General features: G+C 39.8%; 18 protein-coding genes and 1 riboswitch. Of the genes, 15 read left to right on the forward strand and 3 right to left on the reverse strand.

Annotation, left to right across the window (positions count from 1 at the left end):
• Positions 1 to 37: 37 nt before the first annotated feature.
• The 13 genes from ABI125_04825 (at position 38) to ABI125_04885 (ending at position 14,978) form a co-directional block, all read left to right on the forward strand.
• Positions 38 to 1,285, forward strand: coding sequence for a GTP-binding protein (locus ABI125_04825; GenBank protein ID XCF07179.1), 1,248 nt, complete (start codon positions 38 to 40; stop codon positions 1,283 to 1,285).
• Positions 1,286 to 1,294: 9 nt separating this feature from the next.
• On the forward strand, positions 1,295 to 3,397 hold the full coding sequence (locus ABI125_04830) for a HEPN domain-containing protein (protein ID XCF07180.1): 2,103 nt from the start codon (positions 1,295 to 1,297) through the stop codon (positions 3,395 to 3,397).
• A 9-nt stretch (positions 3,398 to 3,406) separates the two neighbouring features.
• Complete coding sequence (cobA, locus tag ABI125_04835; protein ID XCF07181.1) at positions 3,407 to 4,168, forward strand: uroporphyrinogen-III C-methyltransferase; 762 nt, start codon at positions 3,407 to 3,409, stop codon at positions 4,166 to 4,168.
• A 3-nt stretch (positions 4,169 to 4,171) separates the two neighbouring features.
• A complete protein-coding gene (locus ABI125_04840) occupies positions 4,172 to 4,756 on the forward strand; it encodes a bifunctional precorrin-2 dehydrogenase/sirohydrochlorin ferrochelatase (protein ID XCF07182.1) in 585 nt (194 codons plus the stop codon).
• Between the two features lies 1 nt (position 4,757).
• Entirely contained in the window at positions 4,758 to 5,810 is a 1,053-nt protein-coding gene (locus ABI125_04845; GenBank protein XCF07183.1) for an NAD(P)/FAD-dependent oxidoreductase, read from the forward strand.
• Positions 5,811 to 5,920: 110 nt separating this feature from the next.
• Positions 5,921 to 6,664: a serine O-acetyltransferase EpsC gene (gene epsC / locus ABI125_04850; protein ID XCF07184.1), complete on the forward strand. Its 744-nt coding sequence runs from the start codon at positions 5,921 to 5,923 to the stop codon at positions 6,662 to 6,664.
• Complete coding sequence (gene cysM / locus ABI125_04855; protein XCF07185.1) at positions 6,648 to 7,538, forward strand: cysteine synthase CysM; 891 nt, start codon at positions 6,648 to 6,650, stop codon at positions 7,536 to 7,538. The genes epsC and cysM overlap by 17 nt, the downstream gene beginning before the upstream one ends.
• An 89-nt stretch (positions 7,539 to 7,627) precedes the next feature.
• Positions 7,628 to 7,752, forward strand: a riboswitch (SAM riboswitch).
• Positions 7,753 to 7,807: 55 nt separating this feature from the next.
• Positions 7,808 to 8,809: a homocysteine S-methyltransferase family protein gene (locus ABI125_04860; GenBank protein XCF07186.1), complete on the forward strand. Its 1,002-nt coding sequence runs from the start codon at positions 7,808 to 7,810 to the stop codon at positions 8,807 to 8,809.
• Positions 8,810 to 8,873: 64 nt separating this feature from the next.
• Positions 8,874 to 9,230 carry a four helix bundle protein gene (locus tag ABI125_04865; GenBank protein XCF07187.1) on the forward strand — a complete coding sequence of 119 codons (357 nt, stop codon included), beginning with the start codon at positions 8,874 to 8,876 and terminating at the stop codon, positions 9,228 to 9,230.
• A 2-nt stretch (positions 9,231 to 9,232) separates the two neighbouring features.
• On the forward strand, positions 9,233 to 11,932 hold the full coding sequence (gene metH, locus ABI125_04870) for a methionine synthase (GenBank protein XCF07188.1): 2,700 nt from the start codon (positions 9,233 to 9,235) through the stop codon (positions 11,930 to 11,932).
• Positions 11,933 to 12,138: 206 nt separating this feature from the next.
• A complete protein-coding gene (gene metF / locus ABI125_04875) occupies positions 12,139 to 13,095 on the forward strand; it encodes a methylenetetrahydrofolate reductase [NAD(P)H] (protein ID XCF07189.1) in 957 nt (318 codons plus the stop codon).
• A gap of 34 nt (positions 13,096 to 13,129) precedes the next feature.
• Complete coding sequence (locus ABI125_04880; protein XCF07190.1) at positions 13,130 to 14,230, forward strand: acyloxyacyl hydrolase; 1,101 nt, start codon at positions 13,130 to 13,132, stop codon at positions 14,228 to 14,230.
• Position 14,231: 1 nt separating this feature from the next.
• Positions 14,232 to 14,978, forward strand: a complete 747-nt coding sequence (locus tag ABI125_04885) for a head GIN domain-containing protein (protein ID XCF07191.1) — start codon at positions 14,232 to 14,234, stop codon at positions 14,976 to 14,978.
• Here ABI125_04885 and ABI125_04890 read toward each other — a convergent pair.
• From ABI125_04890 to gldA, 3 genes are all read right to left on the reverse strand, one after another.
• Positions 14,964 to 16,151: an acetate kinase gene (locus tag ABI125_04890; GenBank protein XCF07192.1), complete on the reverse strand. Its 1,188-nt coding sequence runs from the start codon at positions 16,149 to 16,151 to the stop codon at positions 14,964 to 14,966. The two genes, ABI125_04885 and ABI125_04890, sit on opposite strands and share 15 nt — an antisense overlap.
• Before the next feature lie 2 nt (positions 16,152 to 16,153).
• Complete coding sequence (gene pta / locus ABI125_04895; protein XCF07193.1) at positions 16,154 to 18,244, reverse strand: phosphate acetyltransferase; 2,091 nt, start codon at positions 18,242 to 18,244, stop codon at positions 16,154 to 16,156.
• A 99-nt stretch (positions 18,245 to 18,343) separates the two neighbouring features.
• Complete coding sequence (gene gldA / locus ABI125_04900) at positions 18,344 to 19,240, reverse strand: gliding motility-associated ABC transporter ATP-binding subunit GldA (GenBank protein ID XCF07194.1); 897 nt, start codon at positions 19,238 to 19,240, stop codon at positions 18,344 to 18,346.
• A 331-nt stretch (positions 19,241 to 19,571) separates the two neighbouring features.
• Between gldA and ABI125_04905 the strand changes: the two genes are divergently transcribed.
• Both ABI125_04905 and ABI125_04910 read left to right on the forward strand, forming a co-directional pair.
• A complete protein-coding gene (locus ABI125_04905) occupies positions 19,572 to 20,399 on the forward strand; it encodes a prephenate dehydratase (protein XCF07195.1) in 828 nt (275 codons plus the stop codon).
• Positions 20,396 to 21,541: an aminotransferase class I/II-fold pyridoxal phosphate-dependent enzyme gene (locus ABI125_04910; GenBank protein ID XCF07196.1), complete on the forward strand. Its 1,146-nt coding sequence runs from the start codon at positions 20,396 to 20,398 to the stop codon at positions 21,539 to 21,541. Before ABI125_04905 ends, ABI125_04910 begins: the two co-directional genes overlap by 4 nt.

Raw genomic sequence — 21,541 nt, forward strand, 5'->3', positions numbered from 1 at the left:
TCTAATAACCGTTAACCAACAACCAATAACAATAAAAATGGAAGTATTAAAAATTGCAACAGCAGGAAGTGTAGATGACGGAAAAAGTACGTTGATTGGGCGTATTCTTTACGATACCAAATCGTTGACTACCGATAAATTGGAAGCTATTGAAAAAACCAGCAAACAACGTGGTTACGATTATTTGGATTTTTCGTTGGCTACCGACGGTTTGGTTGCTGAAAGAGAGCAAGGTATCACCATCGATGTAGCGCACATTTATTTTTCAACAGGAAAGAAAAGTTACATTATTGCCGATACTCCGGGGCACGTGGAATATACACGTAACATGGTTACTGGAGCTTCAACATCGCAAGCGTCAATTATTTTGATTGATGCTCGTAAAGGCGTTATTGAGCAAACTAATCGTCACTTTTTCATCAACAACTTGTTGAGGATTAAAGATGTGGTGGTTGCGATAAACAAAATGGATTTGGTAGATTATTCTGAAGAGGTTTATAATAAGATTAAAGCCGATTTTTCTGAGTTGATGAGCAAACGCGATTACCAAGACCAGAAAATCACTTTTATTCCTGTTAGTGCCTTAAAAGGCGATAACGTGGTGCATAAATCTGAAAAGATGCCTTGGTACAAAGGAGAGGCGTTATTAGAGCATTTAGAGCAATTGGATAAAGCCGATATTTTTAATGTGGGTACCCCGCGTTTTCCGGTACAATATGTTATCCGCCCTAAAACCGAAGATTTCCACGATTTTAGAGGCTATGCCGGAAAAGTTTATGGTGGCGAGTTAAGCGTGGGCGACGATATTATTGTGTTGCCATCAAAAACACGTTCAAAAATAAAAGACATTTATTTCTATGATGAAAAGTACGAAACGGCATCGCGTCGTTCGTCGGTAACTATCACTTTAGAAAACGATATCAATGTAAGCCGTGGCGACATGATTGTTAAGGAAGGTGATTTGCCAACCATCGACAAACAGTTTACGGCCAATGTATGCTGGATGGATTCAGACGAATTGGTAACCGGCGGTAAATATATTGTTCAGCATGGTGTCAATAAAGTATTGGCCAAAGTGGATAGAATTAACCATAAAATCAATCCAGATTATTCTGGTTTTGAAAAAGGGGTGACTACTTTAGGGGTTAACGATATTGCTTCGGTAACCTTCAAATTAAATAAGCCTATTTTCTATGATCAATTTAAAAAGCATAGAACCAATGGGTCGTTTATCTTAATTGATCCGCAAACCAACCATACTGTTGGAGCAGGATTCATTCAATAAAAAAAGAAAATGCAAACATTTAGATCAGAAATAGAAAACCCAGTTGTTGAGAGAGATATTATTGAATTAGCCAATAAGATCGAGTTGTTCAACAATGGAAAAATTGACGAAGAAAAATTTAGAAGTCTGCGTTTGGCCCGTGGTATTTACGGTCAGCGTCAAGAAGGCGTTCAAATGATTCGTATCAAATTGCCTTACGGAAAAGTAAAGAGCAACCAGTTACGACGAATTTCGGACGTGTCTGACGAGTACTCTCGTGGACGTTTACACATTACTACGCGTCAGGATATCCAAATCCACTACGTTGATATTAACCGTACGCCAGAATTATGGGCAGAATTGGATAAGGACGATGTCACCATTCGTGAGGCTTGTGGTAACACGGTACGTAACGTAACCGCTTCAGAATTGGCAGGTGTTGATGTAAACGAACCGTTCGATGTGTCGCCGTATGCCGATGCGTTGTTCCGTTTCTTCTTGCGTAACCCAATCTGTCAGGAAATGGGACGTAAGTTCAAAGTATCATTTTCATCTTCCGATGAAGATACGGGACTGTCGTACATGCATGATTTAGGTTTTATTGCCAAAATTGAAAACGGTGTTCGCGGATTTAAAGTGATGATTGGTGGTGGTTTAGGTTCACAACCACGTCATGCCGATGAGCTTTACAGCTTCTTGCCAAGTAACAAGATTATTCCGTTAATGGAAGGTGTGGTTAGAATTTTTGATCGCCATGGTGAGCGTAAAAGCCGTGCCAAAGCGAGAATGAAATTCTTAATTAAAGATATCGGTCTTGAGGCTTTCAAAGAATTGGTTGAAGCAGAGCAAAAAGCCATTGCCAATAAAACGGTTGAAATTGATGCCGATGCTTATGTGGCTTCAAAACCGGTTGAGGTTTCAGAAATTCCTCAAGTTGATATAAAAGACGATCAAGCTTTTGAAACTTGGAAAGCAACCAATATCATTCCTCAAAAACAGGAAGGGTATGTGGCCATTGGTGTAAAAGTGCTTTTAGGTGACTTTTATACAGATAAGGCAAGATTATTGGCCGATTTGGTTGAGAAATATGCAGCGGGCGAAATCCGTTTGTCATTGCGCCAAAACATCGTGATTCCATTTGTAAAAGAGGAGTTAGTGCCATTTTTCTACACCGAATTGGAGAAATTAGGGTTTGCGGAAGCTGGATATAACAAAGCCGTAGATATTACAGCCTGCCCAGGAACCGATACGTGTAACTTAGGTATTGCTAGTAGTACAGGAATCGCAGATGAGTTGGAGCGTGTTATAAAAGCCGAATACCCACAGTATCTTAAAAACGAAGACCTAGTTATAAAAATTAGTGGTTGTATGAATGCTTGCGGACAGCATAATATGGCGAATATTGGTTTCCAAGGGATGTCGGTTCGTACACCAGATAAATTAGTAGCGCCTGCGTTACAAGTACTTTTAGGTGGTGGAAACCTTGGTGATGGTACCGGAGTTTTTGCTGATAAAGTGGTAAAAGTACCAAGTAGAAGAGGGCCGGAAGCCTTACGTAGAATCTTAAACGATTTTGAAGCCAATGCCGGTGGAAAGAAATTCGTGGAGTATTACAAAGAAACGGGAGACCGCTATTTCTACGATTTGCTTAACGATTTACAAGACGTTAGCAACTTAACTCCAGAAGATTTTATCGATTGGGGTAATGAAGAAGAATATGTAAAAGAAATTGGTATTGGTGAGTGTGCCGGTGTGGTTATCGATTTAATTGCCACTTTATTTTTAGAGAGTGAGGAGAAAATCGAAAACGCTAAGGAAGCTTTTGGTAACGAAGTGTATTCGTATGCTATTTACCATGCTTACAGTTCTTTGGTTAATTCCGCGAAAGCATTGTTGTTGGCCGAAAACAAAAAGACAAACACCCAAGCAGGTATCATAAGCGATTTTGATAAACTGTTTGTTGAAGGTGGAAAAATAGATCTTGGAGGTTCATTTTCTGAGTTGATTTATCAACTTAACCAAAATGCGCCAACAAAAGAATTTGCTGAAAAATACATTGAAGATGCTGGTAAGTTTTTAGAAAAAGTAAGAGCTTTTAGAGAGGCTGATGCAGTTGAAACAAAGGCGGTATAAATAAAGAATATGAGTTTGAAAACCCCAAAATTAACGGTTGTAGGTGCTGGTCCGGGTGACGAAGATTTAATTACCCTTAAGGCGATTAAGGCTATAGAATCTGCCGATGTGATCCTGTACGACGCACTGATCAACGAATCGCTTCTTAAATATGCTTCGGAGGATACCGAGCTTATTTTTGTGGGCAAGCGTAAGGGGTGCTATGCGTTTCAGCAGGAACAAATCAACGAGCTGATTGTTTCCAAAGCCAAGGAAAAAGGGCATGTAGTGCGATTAAAAGGCGGCGACCCATTTATTTTTGGTCGCGGTGCCGAGGAAATTGATTATGTGAGCGGTTTCGGATTGGAAACTTTTGTGGTGCCGGGTATTTCATCATCGGTGGCAGTGCCAGCTTATCAAGGCATTCCGTTAACAAAACGAGGGGCTTCCGAAAGCTTTTGGGTCATCACAGGAACGACCAAAAAGCACCAAATTTCTGGTGATGTGGCTTTAGCGGCTAAATCGACGGCAACGGTTGTAATTTTAATGGGCATGAGCAAACTGGACGAAATCGTTAAGATTTTTTCAGAAGAAAACAAACAGGAAACGCCCATTGCCATTATACAAAACGGAACGCGAGCAGACGAAAAAGTAGGCATTGGCACTATAAGTACCATTCAAAATATTGTTGCTGAAAAGGAATTATCATCTCCGGCCATTATCATTATCGGTGATGTGGTGAAAGAAAGAGCCGTGTTGAGTTCTATTTGTGCCGAAGTTGTAAAGGAATAGGTCATGGAAAGAAATAATTTATACCCTATTTTTTTAAAAGCGAAAAGCTTAAACGTTCTTATAGTTGGTGGAGGTTATGTGGCTGAAGAAAAATTGACTTTTCTTCTAAAATCAAGCCCAGATGCCAATGTCACTATGGTGTCGCCCATGTTTAGGGAAGACACGGTGGAGTTGGCCAAAAAAGGAAACGTTACCCTTATTGAAAGTAAATACAAAAAGAAGTATTTAAAAGGGAAGCACATTGTGGTGGCCACGACCGATAAGCCCAAAGTGAATGTAAAAGTGCACAAGCATTGCCGCAAAAAAAGCATTTTGGTAAATGTGGCCGATAACCCGCCGTATTGCGATTTTTATATGGGGGGTATCGTCACCAAGGGCAATGTAAAGGTAGCGATTTCAACTAACGGAAAATCGCCCACAACAGCGAAACGTTTGCGTCAGTTTTTTGAGGATGTTATCCCGGAAAATGTAGATGATTTAGTAAAAAATTTAAACGAATATAGAAAAACAATAAAAGGTGATTTTGAACAAAAAGTGGAAACACTTAACGAATTCACCAAAGGATTAATCGAGAAAAAAGAGTCTTAAAATGATTAAAACAGATATACTAATAATAGGAGCAGGACCAACGGGATTATTTACTGTTTTTGAAGCAGGTTTGTTAAAGCTTAAATGTCATTTAATTGATGCATTGCCACAACCTGGCGGACAGTGTTCAGAGATTTATCCCAAAAAACCGATTTACGATATTCCAGGTTTCCCGGAAATTTTAGCGGGCGACTTAACCAGAAACTTGTTGGAGCAAGGTAAGCAGTTCGAACCCGGATTTACTTTGGGTGAGCGTGCCGAAACTATCGAAAAGCAAGACGACGGTTCATTCATCGTAACAACCAATAAAGGTACTAAGCACCATGCGCCAGTAGTAGCCATAGCCGGTGGGTTAGGGTCGTTCGAGCCTAGAAAACCAGCTATTGATGGATTGGCCGATTACGAAGATAACGGTGTGGAATACATTATTAAAGATCCAGAATTTTACCGCGACAAAAAAGTGGTGATTTCAGGTGGTGGAGATTCAGCGTTAGACTGGAGTATCTTCTTAACCGATGTAGCTTCAGAAGTAACATTGATTCACAGAAGAAATGAGTTTAGAGGCGCGTTGGATTCCGTAGAAAAAGTAAGAGAGCTTACCCAAGAAGGTAAAATCAACTTGGTAACCCCAGCCGAAGTGAAAGAATTGCACGGCGCTGGTAAAATTGAGGCGGTAACTTACGAAAGGGAAGGCGAATCTGTTAGAATAGAAACAGATCATTTTGTGCCATTGTTCGGATTGTCTCCAAAATTAGGGCCGATTGGAAATTGGGGCTTAGAGATTGAAAAGAATGCCATTAAAGTAGATAATTCTTTAAATTATCAAACTAACATCCCGGGCATTTTCGCCATTGGTGATGTGAATACTTACCCAGAAAAGTTAAAGTTGATCCTTTGTGGTTTCCACGAAGCAACTTTAATGTGTCAGGCAGCCTACAGAATCATTAACCCAGGTAAAAAATATGTGTTGAAATACACAACTGTAAGCGGTATTGATGGTTTTGATGGGTCGCGTAAAGAAGCACCAAAAGCAGTAGTTCAAGCTATAAACTAAAATATACTAAGTAAGAGGTTAAAAAAATCCCACATGGTTTCATTAACCTTGTGGGATTTAATATTTTTGGGAAGTTTGGTTGCAAAATATAAAACCTCAAACAAAAACACATGAAGAGTTACAATGTTTGTTTAAAGGATACGGTAAAAACATTTACCAAAAAATTGTTTTATTCATTGTTCGATTGTGAGCAAGAAGAAGCCAATAGCGAATTTTTGGAAGCCACTTTTTTAAAAATCGTTTCCAATTTGGAGATTGAAAACGGAAAGGAAATTTGGGAACAGTTTAAAACCGATCTGCCTTCCATCAGAAAAAAGTTGGATGCCGATGCTATTGCGTTTGAAAACAACGATCCAGCGTCTCATAGTTTGGCCGAGATTTATATGGCCTATCCTGGTTTTCATGCGATATCCATTTACCGTTTAAGTCATGCTTTAATTAAGTTGGGCGTTCATATTTTACCAAGAATGATGAGTGAATATATTCACGGTATCACCGGTATTGACATCCACCCCGGAGCAACCATTGGCGATTCGTTTTACATCGACCATGGCACGGGAATCGTAATTGGCGAAACCTCCATTATTGGAAATAACGTTAAAATATATCAAGGGGTTACCTTGGGCGGTATTTCGGTGGCTAAAGATTTGGCTTCAACCAAACGCCATCCAACCATTGAAGATAACGTGTGCATTTACGCCAATGCTACCATTTTAGGCGGCGACATCGTCATCGGGAAAAACAGCATTATTGGGGCCAACGTTTGGATTACCGAATCGGTTCCTGAAAATTCATTGGTAACCTATCAAACAGAAATAAAAATCAGACCTAAAAAGAATGGCATACGAGAATAGTATTATTGGTCAAATAGGCAACACGCCGTTGGTGGAAGCCACGCACCTCATTTCAAAAAAAGGCGTGCGATTGTTTTTAAAGTTGGAAGGTAATAATCCGGGGGGAAGTGTAAAAGACCGCCCTGCTTTCAATATGATAAACGAAGCATTAAAACGCGGCGATATTAAGAAAGGTGGTACTTTGGTAGAAGCTACCAGCGGAAACACAGGAATTGCTTTGGCGTTTATTGCCAATTTATTGGGGTTGAAAATGATTTTGATTATGCCTGAAAATTCCACCGAAGAACGTGTTAAAACCATGCGAGCTTATGGGGCTGAAGTGATTTTAACGCCAGCTGATATCGGTATTGAAGGCTCACGCGATTTAGCTTTTAAATTACGTGATGAAAAAGGTTATACGCTTTTAAACCAATTTGAAAACGACGATAACTGGAAAGCACATTACAAAACCACAGGCCCAGAAATTTGGCGCGATACCAACGGGGAAATCACACATTTCGTATCGGCCATGGGTACTACAGGAACTATAATGGGTGTGTCAACTTTTTTAAAAGAAAAAAACAAAAATGTGACCATTGTTGGGGCACAACCCGACGACGATTCCCGAATTCCGGGGATTAGAAAATGGCCGGAAGAATACGTGCCCAAATTTTTCAACCGAAGTAAAGTCGATGAGGTTATTGAAGTTACCGAAGCCGATGCCAAAGCCACAACTATAAAATTGGCAAAAGAAGAAGGCATTTTTGCTGGGATGAGCAGTGGCGGTTCAGTTTACTGTGCCTTACAAATCGCCGAAAAAATAGAAAAAGGAGTTATTGTGGCTATTATTTGTGATCGTGGTGATAGGTATTTATCGTCCACTTTATTTGAATAACAGAGAGTATTCAATAAAATAGGAAAACCAAAATATAGTCACTATTTTTGCATTCCAATTTTTACGAACAAAAGTTCATTTACGTAATAGTGTTATCAAGAAAGGTAGAGGGATTAGACCCAGTGAAGCCTTGGCAACCCTTTAACTTGTAAAGAAGGTGCTACGTTCTACCGCCAATTCTGATTTGTTTCAGGTCTTAGCGGAAAGATAACGAATAGTATTTTTTACTTTTCTTGATGATATTATGACTTAAAGATAATATCAAAAAAATGTCAGATATAAGAGCAGCTTTAAAAGAGCGAATTCTGGTTTTGGACGGTGCCATGGGTACTATGCTCCAAGCTTATAAATTCACCGAAGACGATTTCCGTGGCGAACGTTTTAAGGATTTTCCTGTGCCTTTACAGGGCAATAACGATTTGTTGTCCATTACACAGCCCGAAGCCATAAAAACCATTCATGCCAAGTATTTTGAAGCGGGAGCCGATATTGTAGAGACCAATACCTTTTCGGGAACCACTATCGCGATGGCCGATTACCAAATGGAAGATTTGGTGTACGAGCTCAATTACCAATCGGCAAAAATAGCCAAAGAAGTTGCTGAAGAGTTCACCAAAAAAGAACCCAACAAGCCACGATTTGTAGCAGGTTCCATTGGTCCAACCAACCGTACTGCGAGCATGTCGCCCGATGTAAACGATCCGGGCTATAGAGCCGTAACATTTGACGAATTGCGAATAGCTTACAAGCAACAAGTGGAAGCACTTATGGATGGTGGTTCGGACATTTTGTTGGTAGAAACCGTATTTGATACACTCAATGCCAAAGCGGCTTTGTTTGCCATTGAAGAAGTAAAAGAGGAGAGAAGCATTGATATCCCAATCATGTTAAGCGGTACCATTACCGATGCGTCGGGAAGAACGCTTTCCGGGCAAACGGCCGAAGCCTTTTTAATTTCGGTGTCGCATGTGCCATTACTTTCTATTGGTTTCAATTGCGCTTTGGGGGCGAATTTATTGCAGCCGCATTTAGAGGCCATTGCCAATAAAACCGATTTTGCCATTTCGGCACATCCCAATGCCGGATTGCCCAATGCCTTTGGAGAATACGACGAAACCCCAGAAGAAATGGGCGCTCAAATTGAAGAATATCTAAAGAAAAATTTAATCAATATTATTGGTGGCTGTTGTGGTACATCGCCAGAACACATCAAAGTAATTGCAGATATAGCTGCAAAATATAAACCCCGTCAAGTGGTTGTTGGTTGCTAGTTATTGGCTGTTGGTTTCAGCAATTGAATATTAATAACGAAGATTAGGATAATTAAAAAAAGTAATGAAATCATATAGAGATTTAGATGTTTGGAAGGAAGCCAGAAAGTTGGTTACTATCATATATGAATTCACTCAAGAATATCCTAAAGAAGAAATTTACGGAATAGTAAACCAAATGAGAAGGTGCGCAATTTCCATTCCTTCAAATATAGCAGAAGGGTGTGGAAGACAATCTTCAAAGGAAACAATACATTTTTTGTATATATCAAGAGGTTCTTTGTATGAATTAGAAACACAATCTTTTCTATCTAAAGATTTAAATTTTCTTTCAGAAGAAGAACTGCATAAAATACTAGTTCAAATAGAAGCTTGTATGAAGTTGCTTAACGGATTTATCAACTATTACAAGAAGTTATAAAAATGGAAATAACAAACAACAAGCAACAAAAAACAAACAACCAAACACGTTACATGAAATTATCAGGGTTAGAACCTCTAATTCTGAACGAAAACAGCAATTTTATCAATGTAGGAGAACGAACCAATGTGGCGGGATCACGAAAATTTCTTCGGTTGATCAAGGAGGAAAAATTCGATGAAGCCCTCGATATTGCACGCCACCAAGTTGATGGAGGTGCACAGATTATCGATATAAATTTTGATGACGGACTTATAGACGGTAAGGAAGCCATGGTGAAGTTTTTAAACCTCATTGCTGCCGAGCCCGATATTTGCCGTGTGCCGATAATGATCGATAGTTCCAAATGGGAAATCATCGAAGCTGGGCTACAAGTGGTTCAGGGAAAATGTGTGGTGAATTCCATTTCATTAAAAGAAGGTGAAGAAAAATTCATCTGGGAAGCCAAGCAAATCCTGCGTTATGGAGCCGCCGTGATTGTTATGGCGTTTGATGAAGTTGGGCAAGCTGATAATTACGAACGCCGTATTGAAATCGCCAAACGCTCGTACGATATTTTAGTAAACAAAGTCGGTTTCCCTTCCGAAGACATTATTTTCGATTTGAATATTTTCCCTGTGGCAACGGGTATGGACGAGCATCGAAAAAATGCTATCGACTTTATTGAAGCCACGCGTTGGGTGCGTGAAAATTTGCCCAATGTGAGTGTTAGCGGTGGGGTAAGCAACGTGTCGTTTTCTTTCCGAGGAAATAATATTGTCCGCGAAGCGATGCACTCGGTGTTTTTATATTATGCGATTCAGGCCGGAATGAATATGGGTATTGTAAACCCAGCTATGCTGGAGGTTTATGATGATATTCCGAAGGATTTGTTGGAGCATATCGAAGATGTGATTTTAGATCGCCGAGATGATGCTACCGAACGTTTGTTGGAGTTTGCGGAAACGGTAAAAGGTACCAAAGCTGAAAAAGCGGTAGATTTATCTTGGCGTGAAAACCCGTTGCAAGACCGAATAACTCATGCGTTGGTAAAAGGTATCGATGCTTATATTATTGAAGATGTTGAGCAGGCCAGACAAGAAGCCGATAAACCTATTGAGGTTATTGAAGGCCATTTGATGATTGGAATGGATGTGGTGGGTGATTTGTTCGGGGCCGGAAAAATGTTTTTGCCACAAGTGGTGAAATCGGCGCGAGTGATGAAAAAAGCCGTGGCGTATCTCAATCCGTTTATTGAAGCCGAAAAATCAGATAAATCAGAACCCGTTGGTAAAATTTTAATGGCCACTGTAAAAGGCGATGTGCACGATATTGGTAAAAATATTGTGAGCGTGGTATTGGCTTGTAACAACTACGAAATTGTGGATTTGGGCGTAATGGTGCCACCAGAAAAAATTATAGAAACCGCCATTAAAGAACGTGTGGATGCCATTGGGCTGTCGGGATTAATCACCCCGTCGCTGGATGAAATGGTGTACCTCGCCAAAGAAATGCAACGCCAAAAATTTGAGTTGCCTCTGCTTATTGGGGGCGCTACGACATCTAAAGCACATACGGCCGTAAAAATAGACACACAATACCAAAACGCGGTAGTGCACGTAAACGATGCCTCCAGAGCGGTAACCGTTGTGGGCGATTTATTGAACAAAAGAACATCGCACGAGTACGTGGCGAAATTGAAAAAGGATTATGATGAGTTCCGTACCAAGTTTTTAAAACGAGGAAAAGAGAAATCATATATTTCGATTGAGGAAGCCCGTAAAAGAAAATATAAAATTGACTGGGAAGCCGCTGAAATAGTGAAGCCCAACGAAATGGGCGTTCAAATGTTGAAGCAGCTCAGTTTAAAGGAATTGTTGCCGTTTATAGATTGGAGTCCGTTTTTTAGAAGTTGGGATTTGCACGGTAAATTCCCCGATATTTTGACTGACGAGGTGGTGGGCGAACAAGCAACCATTATGTACAACGAAGCCCTAGTGATGATTGAAGAAATCATCGCCAAGCAATCCTTAAAACCCAAAGCGGTTTTTGGTCTGTTTGAAGCCAACACCATAAACGACGACGACATTTCAGTGAAGAAAAAGGGCAAAGAAATAGCTGTTTTTAGGACATTGCGTCAACAATTGAGTAAACGCGAAGGGGTGCCTAATCATGCTTTGGCCGATTTTATCGCACCAGAGGAAAGTGGTAAAACTGATTATGTCGGCGCATTTTGCGTGGGCATTTTTGGCGCTCAGGAATTGGCGGATAGCTATAAAGCAAAACAGGACGATTACAACGCTATCATGGCCCAAGCGATTGCCGATAGATTTGCCGAAGCTTTTGCCGAATATTTGCATCAACAAGTGCGAACAAAACACTGGGGCTATGCACCGAATGAAGATTTGAGTAATGACGAACTGATAAAGGAAAGTTATAAAGGAATCCGTCCGGCTCCCGGTTATCCGGCGTGTCCAGACCATTTGGAAAAAGAAACCATTTGGGACTTGTTGGAGGTGGAAAAAATTATTGGTGTAAAGCTTACCGAAAGTTTGGCCATGTGGCCAGCGGCGGCAGTTTCGGGTTATTATTTCGCCAATCCGGAAGCGAAGTATTTTGGACTGGGGAAAATTACCGACGACCAAGTTACCGATTATGCCAATAGAAAAGGCATTGAAAAAGAGGTGGCCAGAAAATGGTTGCATGCCAATATAGCCGATTAGTGTCGTCATGCTGAACTTGTTTCAGCATCACATGACAGTGGTGCGTTAGGGATAGAAGTGGAAAGCCCGGAGCGACGTTAGGAGCGAGGACTTGTAACGAATAGCCCGACCCAAGCATTGGGAAATGCTGTTGGATGGGTAACGCCAAAAAAGCTGAAAAGAATAAAAATATAACAAATTAAAGCTCCTTATGGGGATTTAGAGAAATGAAAGTAACAGACCACATAAAAAACGCCAACGGAAAAACCTTGTTTTCGTTTGAAGTGATTCCACCAAAAAAGGGAACCAATATTCAGGATTTGTATGGTAATATAGATCCGTTAATGGAATTTAAACCGCCGTTTATTGATGTAACCACATCGCGCGAGGAGTATGTTTACGTTGATAAAGGCAATGGCCTTTTAGATAAGCGCATTACCCGCATGCGCCCCGGTACGGTGGGTATTTGTGCGTCGATTATGCACAAGTATAAAATTGATGCGATTCCACATTTGTTGTGCGGTGGTTTTACCAAAGAGGAAACCGAATATGTGTTGGTTGATTGTCATTATTTGGGTATTGACAATGTCGTGGCTTTAAGAGGAGACGCGAGAAAAGATGAATCTTATTTCGTGCCAACCAAAGGCGGCAATGCTTATGCGAGCGAATTAGTCGAGCAAATCACAAACCTTAACAACGGTAAGTATTTACATGATGATGTGGAGATTGAGCATAATTATGATTTCTGTATTGGTGTGGCCGGATACCCCGAAAAGCATATGGAAGCACCAAGTTTGGTAACGGATTTAAGACGGCTGAAAGCTAAGGTAGATGCCGGAGCAGATTACGTGGTTACCCAAATGTTTTTTGATAATAAAAAATACTTCGAGTTTGTGGATAAGGCTAGAGAAATAGGGATTACCGTACCTATTATCCCGGGAATTAAGCCTATTGCGGTAAAACGTCACCTTCAAATTTTACCCCAAGTGTTTAAAATTGATTTACCACAAGATTTAATTGATGCTGTTGAAAATTGTAAAGATAACAAGGCCGTGAGACAAGTAGGCATTGAGTTTGCCATTCAGCAATCGAAGGAATTGAAAGATGCTGGTGTGCCGTTTTTGCATTATTATTCCATGGGAAAAAGCGATAACATAAAAGCTATAGCTTCGGCGTTATTTTAAATATTCCGTTACATTTGCCCCAAATTTTAGTGTCATGCGGTTTATTTTAACCTACATTATGTTGCTGGTTTCAGTATTAGTTTTTTCCCAGGAAAAGCAACATACTTCGTATGTGGATGTCAATTATTTCTACGGAAATATCGCATTGCATAACAATGAAATTCTACATTTAATTCAGGGGCATCCCGAAGGAAGCATTATTGGCTGGAACAAAAAAACGTACGGTTTCAACGATTGGGAGCAGCGTTTCAATTTTCCCGATTACGGGATTTCGTTCGCTTATCAAAATCTAAAGAACGAGGTTCTGGGCAATAATTATTCACTGTACGCCCATTACAATTTTTACTTTTTTAAAAGGAATTTGATGTTTAGGGTGGGCCAAGGTTTGGCATACAATACCAATCCGTACCATAAAGAAAGCAATTTTAAAAATGTGGCTTTTGGTTCGAAATTTATGAGCAGTACCTATGTGATGCTCAACTATAAAAAAGAACGGCTTTTTGATAGATTCGGACTTCAAGCTGGTTTTTCATTGATTCATTATTCCAACGCTAATGTAAAATCACCCAATAATGGTACTAATTCCGTGACTTTTAATGTGGGATTGAATTATAATTTGGATGACACCGATTTAGAATATCAACGCGATTTAGATAAAAAAGCCGATCAAGAGTTTTCAGAACCCATTAAATATAATTTAGTATTTCGAAGTGGTATTAATGAAAGCGATGTGGTTGGCAGCGGACAGTTTGCTATGTATGTGGCCTCTGCTTATGCCGATAAGCGCATTAATAAAACCAGTGCACTGCAATTGGGGGGCGACGTGTTTTTTTCCAATTTTTTAAAGGAACTCATTTATTATGAAAGCGTCGCTTTTCCTGAAAAAGAGGTGTCGGGCGATGAGGATCATAAACGGGTTGGTGTTTTTGCTGGGCACGAATTGTTTATAAATAGGATGTCGTTACTCACCCAATTGGGCTATTATGTGCATTATCCATTCGATTTTGAAGGTCGGGTTTACACGCGTTTGGGGTTAAAACGCTATTTTGGAGAAAAGTGGTTCGGTACTTTAAGTTTAAAATCACACGGAGCAAAAGCTGAAGGTGTGGAATTTGGAATTGGTGTACGATTGTAAAATGAAGAAAATAATTTACATATTATGTGCGTTGGTTTTGTGGTCGTGCGATAGCGAAAACACAGGCGATTGCTTTCAAACGGCAGGAGAACCCATCCAAAATGAAGTGATGCTTCCTTCCTTTAATAAAATTCTGGTGAACCGAGATGTTGAATTGGTCATCACACAAGGGGCAGAACAAAAAGTAATCGTTGAAACCGGAAAAAACTTGATGAATGATGTGGTTGCTGAGGTGATTGAAAATCGACTTGTTTTAACCAATAACAATACCTGTAATTATGTACGTGATTACGGTATAACCAAAGTATTTGTAACCTCGCCAAACCTTACCGAAATTAGAAGTTCTACCCAATACGATATCAGTTCAAACGGTGTTTTAACTTACCCAAGCCTGACTTTGTTTTCAGAAGATTTTGGTGCGCCAGATACCTTCAATGTGGGCGATTTTAGACTGAATTTGAACAATGAAAACTTGACTGTAGCTTTTAATAATCTTTCGGTGTGCTACGTTGAAGGCGAAACCGAAAATTTGAACATCAATTTTGCGGCCGGGAACGCGCGTTATGAAGGCAGAAATCTAATAGCCCAAAAGGTAAATGTAAACAACCGAAGCTCGAACGATATGGTTGTAAACCCACAACAGGAAATAACAGGTGTTATTCGGGGTGTAGGAAATGTCATTTCCGTGAACCAGCCTCCATTGGTTAATGTGGAGGAGCTTTACAAAGGCCGATTAATTTTCGAATAGCTCTACCGCTTGTTTGGCAATTTCCAATTCTTCATTGGTTGGTATAACCAAAGTTTTAACTTTAGCCCCTTTTGCACTAATATCGTGGAGGGTTTTAGTGCGAATTTGGTTTTTATCCTCGTCAATTTCAATCCCTAAAAACTCAAGGTCTTTACAAACCAATTCCCTTACATAGGAACAGTTTTCTCCTATGCCCGCAGTAAAAACAATAGCATCCAATCCATTTAAAATGGCGGTATAGCTTCCTATATATTTTTTTATGCGGTAAGCATTCATTTGCAGTGCTAATTGGCAACTTTTGTAGCCGCGTTCTGCCTTTGTCAGAATATCCCTTAAGTCACTGTAGCCCGTTAAGCCCATCATGCCGCTTTCTTTTAGTAAAAGGGATTCAATATCGCTAAGACTGTAACTTAGGTTTTTTGCCAAATGGAAAATAACGGCAGGATCTATGTCGCCGCTACGTGTTCCCATGATTAAGCCGTTCAAGGGGGTTAAACCCATGGAATGGTCTATACTTTTACCGTCTTTTATGGCGGTCATGCTACAGCCATTACCTAAATGGATGGTAATAATTTTCGATTGTTTTTTTTCGAGATACTCAATCGCTTTTTCCGAAACATATTTGTGGCTGGTGCCGTGGAATCCGTACAGGCGTATTTTATGTTTTTTGAAAAGTGTTTCCGGAATTGCGTATCTATAGGCATATTCAGGAATGCTTTGGTGAAATGCAGTATCGAAAATAGCAGCTTGTTTAGCCTTTGGGAAAACCGTTTCGGCTACTTTAATGCCTTCAAAGTTGGCAGGGTTGTGCAAAGGTGCTAAACTCGACAAGTCATTAATCTGCTCTTTTACTATGGAGTTGATTTCGGTGGTTTTATCAAACAATGCCCCGCCTTGTACCACACGATGCCCAACAATATCGATATCGTCTTTAGACTTGATGATTCCGGTTTTGGAGTCCAGTAACTGTTTAGATAATAATTTTAGTCCTTTTTTATGGGTTAAAATAGGGGTTTCTACCTCTATACAGTCATCGGCGGTTTTATAAACAAATCGGGCATCGTTCATGCCAATGCGCTCAATTAACCCCGAACAAAGAATTTGTTCTTCTGGCATTGAAAACAATTGAAATTTTATGGATGAACTTCCTGAGTTTAGAACAAGTACTTGCATGTTTAGAGATCTTGGGCTTGAATAGCGGTTATAATTACGGTGCTGTAAATGTCATCTGCCGTACAGCCACGGCTTAAATCGTTGACGGGTTTGTTAAGGCCTTGCAGCATAGGGCCAATGGCCAATGCCCCAGTTTCTCGTTGCACGGCTTTATAGGTGTTGTTCCCGGTGTTAAGGTCTGGAAAAATTAAAACACTGGCTTGTCCGGCAACTTCAGAGTCTGGAAGTTTGCTTCTGCCAATGCGTATATCAACAGCCGCATCATACTGAATGGGGCCTTCAATTTTTAGTTCGGGGGCTTTTTCTTTAGCTATTCGTGTGGCTTGACGCACTTTATCAACATCTTCCCCTTTTCCAGATGTGCCCGAAGAATACGATAACATGGCCACTTTGGGTTCTACTCCAAAATTTAGTGCCGTTTGCGCTGAAGAAATTGCAATTTCTGCTAGCTGTTCGGCATTGGGGTTAGGGTTGATGGCGCAATCGCCAAAAATAGATACGCGGTCTTCCAAGCACATGAAGAATACCGAAGAAACAATATTTACACCAGGTTTGGTTTTTATAAACTGTAAAGCCGGACGTAAAGTGTGGGCGGTGGTATGCACAGCACCCGATACCATACCGTCGGCATGCCCTTTATGAATCATCATAGTGGCAAAGTAAGATACATCGGCCATGGCATCTCTGGCCATGTCTAGGTTTACGTTTTTATGTTTTCTGAGCTCATAAAAGGTGTTAACGTAGTCTTCAAAATGAGGAGAATGGGTGGGAGATACCACATTAACGTCTTCTAAATTTAATGGGATATCTTGTTTTTCTATGATTTCTCTAATTTTATCCTTTTCACCGATTAAGGTTAAATCGACCACGTGTGCATGTATTAATCTTGCAGCGGCTCGCAAAACACGCTCGTCGTAGCCTTCGGGTAAAACAATGTGCTTTTTGTCTTTTAAAGCTCGTTGAAGCAGATTGTATTGGAACATTCTCGGAGTAAAAATACCCGATTTGTGTGTAATGAGATCGTTAGCTAATTTATCGGTATTAATATGTTTTTCGAAAGTTTCAATAGAGGTGTTTATCTTTTCGATGTTTTCGGCGTAAATCCTCGATTTTATTTTTCCGATGGTATTGGTAGTTGAAAACGTACCGCTTTTTACACTAATGATGGGCACTACACTTGAAAGTCCTTCAATGAGGCGTAAAATAGGATCTTCCGGAATCAATCCACCAGTTAAAACGATACCTGATATTTTAGGATAGTTTTTAGAAATATTGGCTTGAAGTGCTCCTAAAATAATATCGGCACGATCGCCAGGTGTAATGACTAAGGCATTTTCTTTGAGGTGGATTAAGTAGTTGCGCAATTGCATAGCACCAACACTATAGCTTTCGGCTTGGTTGTTAATCATGTCCTTGCCAAAAAGGAGTTCGCCGTTAAGTGTTTTTACGATTTCTTTGATGGTTGGGCTGGCCAAACTGCCAATTTTTGGAATAACGTTAATATCGGTGTCTTCGTTAATTCTTGACTTCAAAAGAGTTTTTAAAGACGAAATATCTTCAGGGTTTATTTTGTTGGCCATTATGGAAAGCACGTCCACCTCTTCTTTAAAAGCATCGTGCGCCAATTGTACGTGGTCAACAACTTCGGATACCGTTTTGCCGTCGCCTTGGCAAACAATAATAACGGGAAGTCCCAGGTTTTTTGAAATCAGCAAGTTGATATCTAGCTCTATACTGGAGTTTTCATGGGAGAAGTCGGTGCCTTCAACCAAAACAAAATCAAAATGCTCTTCAAGATATTTGTATTTTTTAATGATTTCGTCGATAACATCGCCAGCTTTACCTTTATTATAAAGGTTTAATACTTCGTTTCGCGTAAAAGCAAAGGTTTTTTTGTAGTTGAGGTCAATTTCAAAATGGGAAATAACGGTGCTTATATGGTTGTCCATTTCGCCATCTTCGGTGTCCTCAATAATGGGCCTAAAATAGCCTACTTTGGCCGTTTTGCCCAAAAGCATGCGCATTAAGCCCAGAACAATTACCGATTTTCCGCTGTTGGGCTCTAGTGTGGCTACATAAATTCCTTTACTCATTGTTATTAGTTTTTATTTGAAAACAACATTTTATTTACTTGTTGTTGCAAAATTAACAAGTGCGTTTTGGGTTATTAATGATAAATATCATACTTGAACTTAGTTGGAAGTTAAATCTCTAAAAAGCGACTCTAGGCTTGCGTTTTTTTGATTGAGCTGAAGAATTTTTAATTGGTTGTCGTGTGCAAAATCAAAAACATGCGAGCGCATATCTTCTGCGGTTTTAAAAGTGATTTCGTAAACAAACCCATAGGTGTTCGCTACTTGTTTTACTTTAGGTAGATTTAGCAAAAAGGCATCCTCAACCCGATAATCGAACTCTACAATTACCACTTGCTCTTTTTCGTCGCGTAAATCTTTCAGTTTTTTGTCGGCCACAATTTCACCTTTGTTTATAATGATAACGCGGTCGCACATGGCCTCGACTTCCTGCATAATATGGGTAGAAAGGAAAACGGTTTTTGTTTTTCCGATGGATTTTATCAAATTCCTAATATCGATAAGTTGGTTTGGGTCAAGTCCTGTGGTGGGTTCATCTAAAATCAATACATCAGGATCGTGCAACAATGCATTTGCCAAACCTACCCGCTGGCGATAGCCTTTTGAAAGCTGACCAATTTTTTTATGGGCCTCGGGAGTAAGTCCGGTGAGTTCAATAACCTCTTCTATGCGGTTTTTGCCCACGCCGTAAATATTCGCGTTAAACGTTAAGTACTCTTTTATAAATAAATCTAAATAAAGCGGATTGTGCTCCGGTAAGTAGCCCACACTTTGCTGAACTTGTTTGGTATTTTGGCTTACATCGTGGCCATTTACCTTGGTTTTTCCCGTATCAGCATTTAGGTAAGTGGTCAAAATTTTCATCATAGTCGATTTTCCAGCGCCGTTAGGCCCTAAAAAACCCACTATTTCTGGTTTTTCAATCGTAAAGGATACATTGTTCAACGCTTTTTGTTTTCCGTACAGTTTTGAAACGCCAACGACTTCAATAGACATATTTAAAATTGTTTCTTCAAAAATAATGATTATCTAACGTAAAGTAGCGTTTACCTAAAAATCTTTAAAACTTTTAAAAAATGTACAAAAAAGATTTTATTGTGTTTTTATTTCTTAAAATAATATTTACTTTAGCGGCGTAATTATGACAACAACAGTTTATTATACATATTTTAACAACTATTTCTTTTTTAGCGGAAGAAACGAGGCGTTGTATGTATAATTTATAAGCATAAATTTGAATATGAGTCTCGATGAAAATCGGGACTTTTTTTTGTCAACAAGTGGTTGAAATTTTTAAACTGAATATTAAAATAAATAAAAGAAAACTGTGATAAAAAAGGTGGCCATACAGGGTATTAAAGGGTCTTTTCATCATATTGTGTCGCAGCAATTTTTTGAAAATCCGGTAGACTGTATCGATTGTTTAACCTTCGATAGGGTAGTGGATTCTTTAATAACGGCTGAAAGCGATGCGGCGGTAATGGCGCTTGAAAATTCTATTGCAGGCTCGATAATACCAAACTATGCCCTTATCGATAAGTTTAAGTTGCATATTGTTGGTGAGCATTATTTGGATATTCAGCATAATTTAATGGCGTGGCCGGGGCAAAGGATAGACGATATTAAAGAAGTGTATTCGCACCCTATGGCGTTGTTGCAGTGTAAGGAGTTTTTTAAACAGTATCCGCACATTAAATTGGTTGAGGATAAGGATACCGCTGAAGTGGCCGAACGCATCCGAAAGCAGGAATTAAAAGGCATCGGTGCCATTGCCAGCGTCACCGCAGCAGAGATTTTCGAGTTGGATATTTTGGCTCACAGCATTCAAACCATAAAGCACAACGAAACCCGTTTTGTAATTGTAAAACGTGTAAATTCTGAAGTGCCCGAAAACGAAATCAATAAAGCGTCGGTTAAGTTCGAGGCCAACCACAAACGAGGTAGTTTAGCGGCTATTTTAAACGTAATGAGCGATTGCCGATTGAATTTAACCAAAATCCAATCGTTACCCATTGTTGAAACCCCTTGGAAATACGCCTTTTTTGTTGATGTAACATTCGAAACGTACAACGATTTCAAAAAAGCAAAATCGTTGATAGATATAATGGCCGAAGGCTTTAAAGTTTTAGGTGAATATAAAAACGCCAAGTTATGATAGAGGTAGCTAACAGGTTACAGACCGTTGAGGAATACTACTTTTCTAAAAAGTTGAGGGAAGTAAATTTGCTGATTGCAAACGGTAAGCCCGTAATCAATTTAGGTATTGGTAGCCCCGATTTACAACCACCACAAAAGGTGATTGATGCGATAATGGACAGTTTTAAAAACCCTTCCGCACACAAATACCAAAGCTACCAAGGTTTACCGGAGTTGAGGGATGCCATGGCCAAATTCTACAAACTGAACTTTTCGGTGAATTTAAGTCAGGCTACCGAAATACTGCCTTTAATGGGCAGCAAGGAAGGCATCATGCACATTTCCATGGCTTATTTAAATGAAGGCGATGAGGTGTTGATTCCTAATCCGGGATACCCCACTTACCAATCGGTAACGAAATTGGTGGGAGCCAAAGGTGTTTTGTATGAATTGGACGAAGCCAATAATTGGCTGCCCGATTTCGAAGCTTTGGAAAAACAAGATTTAAGCAAAGTGAAGTTGATGTGGGTAAATTACCCGCACATGCCAACGGGCGCCAACCCCACCGAAACCTTGTTTGAAGATTTAGTGGCTTTTGCGAAGCGTAACAATATTTTAATTGTAAACGATAACCCGTATAGTTTCATTTTGAACAATTCGCCAAAAAGCATTTTAAGTGTTGAAGGCGCCAAAGAGGTTTGTTTAGAGCTTAATTCGTTGAGCAAAACCTTCAATATGGCTGGGTGGCGTGTAGGTATGGTGGTTGGCGATAGCACCCATATCAGCAATATTTTAAAAGTAAAAAGTAATATGGACTCGGGTATGTTTTACGGCATACAAAAAGGAGCGATTGAGGCTTTAAAATGTTCAAACATGTGGTTTGCCACGTTGAACAATGTGTACCAAGAGCGTCGTCAATTGGTTTGGAAACTGGCCGATGCACTTAATTGCACCTACGACAAAAATGCCTCTGGGTTATTTGTTTGGGCCAAGTTGCCAGCATACTTAAAGTCTGAAGAATTTATAGATTTGGTGTTAAAGGATAACCACATTTTTATTACACCGGGAACTATTTTCGGAACAAAAGGCGAGGGCTATATTAGGTTTTCGTTATGTGCCCCAACCGAAGTTTTGGAAGAAGCTATTGAAAGAGTAAGTTAA

The sequence above is a fragment of the Tamlana crocina genome (assembly GCA_040429635.1).
In the GTDB taxonomy this organism is placed as follows: Bacteria; Bacteroidota; Bacteroidia; order Flavobacteriales; family Flavobacteriaceae; genus Flavisericum; species Flavisericum crocinum.